General features: G+C 35.4%; 2 protein-coding genes. Both read left to right on the top strand.

The window, feature by feature from the left end; genetic code table 11:
• The first annotated feature begins 369 nt into the window (after positions 1-369).
• Positions 370-756, top strand: coding sequence for a hypothetical protein (locus tag F6K13_RS26880; protein ID WP_353734898.1), 387 nt, complete (start codon positions 370-372; stop codon positions 754-756).
• Between the two features lie 98 nt (positions 757-854).
• Positions 855-2,273 (top strand): LCP family protein, encoded by a 1,419-nt coding sequence (locus tag F6K13_RS26875; protein ID WP_240038878.1) that lies wholly within the window; start codon positions 855-857, stop codon positions 2,271-2,273.
• Positions 2,274-2,805 lie beyond the last annotated feature (532 nt).

Genomic DNA, 2,805 nt, shown 5'->3' with positions numbered 1-2,805 from the left:
AAATATATACCACATTTAATCAATGAAAAACTTGACTTAAACAAGTTGATTTTTTATCTACAAACTAATGCTTCTATAGAATAAGTTTGTAGATAAAAAATCAACTTGTTTAAGTCAAGTTTTTCATTGATTAAATGTGGTATATATTTTATATTTTCAGCTTTAATTAAATGTATCATCACCTCTATATATTTTTTCAGTTGTTAATTTAAGGTAATTAAACGAAGAAACAAAAATGGGATATACTTATTCTAATTTAAATATTCTTATTGTTATTATAGTGACTTTTATTTTCTGTACCCTCAAAAAAAAGAGATTACCAGAATCTGACAGATTTAAGTTATATAAATACCAACAAAAACTGAACTTTTGCTAATAACCAAAATGAAAAATACTCAGCAACTAGAAAACTCTAACATTAACCGCCTACAACTATATTTATTAGTCACTCCAGTATTAGGTTTCTTCATGGCAATGTGGATTCTGTATCGTCAACACCGTAGTCCACAACATAGAGCAGTCAGCAAATTAGTTATTACTTTAACCATCATGTGGATCTTGGGCAATATTTTATTACAACCAGGGACTGAAGTTGGGGAATCTGGGACTATCACACTGTTATTAATAAATAGCCTGCTAACTACTAGCTACTTCATAATAAGTTTAGGGCTAATGGTTCGTATTTGGAAAAGACAACCATTATGGCTACCAGGAATTAGCCGGATAGCAGAAAAAGTGGTAGATAAACATTTATGATAGTCGAAGATTCTATTAAACTATTGAAAATTCTAATTTTCAGTAAAATTTTTCTGACAATAAAACCTTATTTTAATATTTAGTGTGTGAGGAAGCCAGTGCCCGCTAATAAATTTTTACATTCAACCTCTAGAAAATATTCAATAACAGAAAATCTACAGAGACAACCTACCCAATTTGGTCCAGGACATTGGTTTGGTTTAGGTCTAGGTTTAGCCGGAGTGGCAATGATATCTGCAACAGCAGGCGCTCTCTTAGCCGTATCTCTTTCCAGCACTCCACTAATGCAACAAAAGCTCTCTCCAGAAGAAGCAGCAGTATTTTCTCAACAAGACCTGGCCAAAAGTAATATGAGATTGCCAGAGTTAACCCGACCTGTAAATATATTGTTATTAGGAATAAAAGTATTAACGTCAGATTTAGAAGAATATCCCCATTATAGTAATGATTTAGGGTATCACGCTTTGGTTAATTCTTTTAAAGGATTATCTGATACGATGCTTCTAGTAAGGTTCGACCCGAAAAATCAGAAGTTAACTTTGCTTTCTATTCCTAGAGATACTCGTACCTATGTAGAAGATCGAGGCTTAACCAAGATTAATGCTGCGAACTATTATGGAGGACCTGCTAAAAGTGCCAAAGCTGTGAGTGAACTGCTTGGTGGAGTAGGAATTGACCGTTATATTCGAGTCAATGTACAAGGAGTAGAAAAATTAATAGATGCTCTTGGGGGTGTCAAAGTTAATGTGCCCAAAGACATGAAATATCAAGATGATAGTCAACATTTGTATATTAATCTCAAAGCTGGGGAACAACATCTCAATGGCGATCGGGTTCTACAATTTTTGAGATTCCGCTACGATAATTTAGGGGACATTGGGCGAGTGCAACGCCAGCAACTTCTGATGCGAGCATTTATGGAACAGTCGGTTAATGTGAAAACTTTATCACGACTACCAAAAATTCTTTCGGTAATTCAGTCTCATATTGATACAAATTTGAGTGTTGAGGAGTTAGTCGCTTTGATGAATTTTGCTGCTAAAACTGAGCGCTCTAATGTGCAGATGTTGATGGTACCTGGTGAGTTTAGCAACCCTAGACAGTATAATTCTAGTTACTGGTTGCCCGATCTGATAACTCTAGATACGATGATTGCTAAACACTTTGATTTTGGTTACGATCGCGAACAATTAGAAAATTCTGATTCTTCTTATGTTAGAGTAGCAATTCAAGATAGTACAGATGATTGGGACTCTGTTGATGAATTAGTAAATTCCTTAAACGATGCTGGTTATTGGAATGTCAAAGTGGCTAAACGTTGGAATTCACCTTTGGAAGTGACTCGAATTATTGCTCAGAAAGGAGATATGCAAGCTGCGCAGGAAGTTCAAAAGTCTCTAGGTTTTGGAGAAGTTTTTGTAGAAAGTACGGGATATTTAAGGTCAGATGTGACTATTCAGTTAGGAAAAGATTGGTTATCAATTCAGGATGAGTCTAAAAATTCACGAGATTGGTAGTACAAAAGTCAAATTTTGCAGTTAGGGCGCTATACTTGCAGAAATTTTCTATTTGATGAGGTACATCTTGGCAGTAGAGAACACAGGAACTAGAAGTAGGGAGTAGCTGTACCTTACCATCTTAAAAAGTGCTGTAATATTATGCCTAAATCTAGAGAGACATTCCCCTGGAATGTTTTTATCCTAAAAAATTTTCTAGGTTTTGTTAATTTTGATGAGAATTTAACTACCTATCAGCTTTTCCTTAGGTCATGCTTCGCCAACAGCATTTAGCTGTATCGCCAAAAATTCAAGGGTTTAAAGCCCCCTCTATATTTGAAAAAGCGCGTGGTGGGACTTTTACTGGGGTTTGAATCTCCCATTATACACCTTGAGAAGCTGATCGCTGATAGCTGAGTGCTGGGCGTTGGTGAATTAATGTATGATATTAATCTTAATTATTTAGGAGTCAGGAGTCAGGAGTCAGGAGTCAGGAGGAAAGAAAGAAAGAAGAAGAAAGAGTAGTAGAAGGAGAAAGTTTTTTGTTTGCGCT

Origin of the sequence: Okeania sp. SIO2B9, from assembly GCF_010672505.1 — a bacterium.
Classification (GTDB): Bacteria; Cyanobacteriota; Cyanobacteriia; order Cyanobacteriales; family Microcoleaceae; genus Okeania; species Okeania hirsuta.
This window is presented reverse-complemented; position numbering and strand designations above follow the sequence as displayed.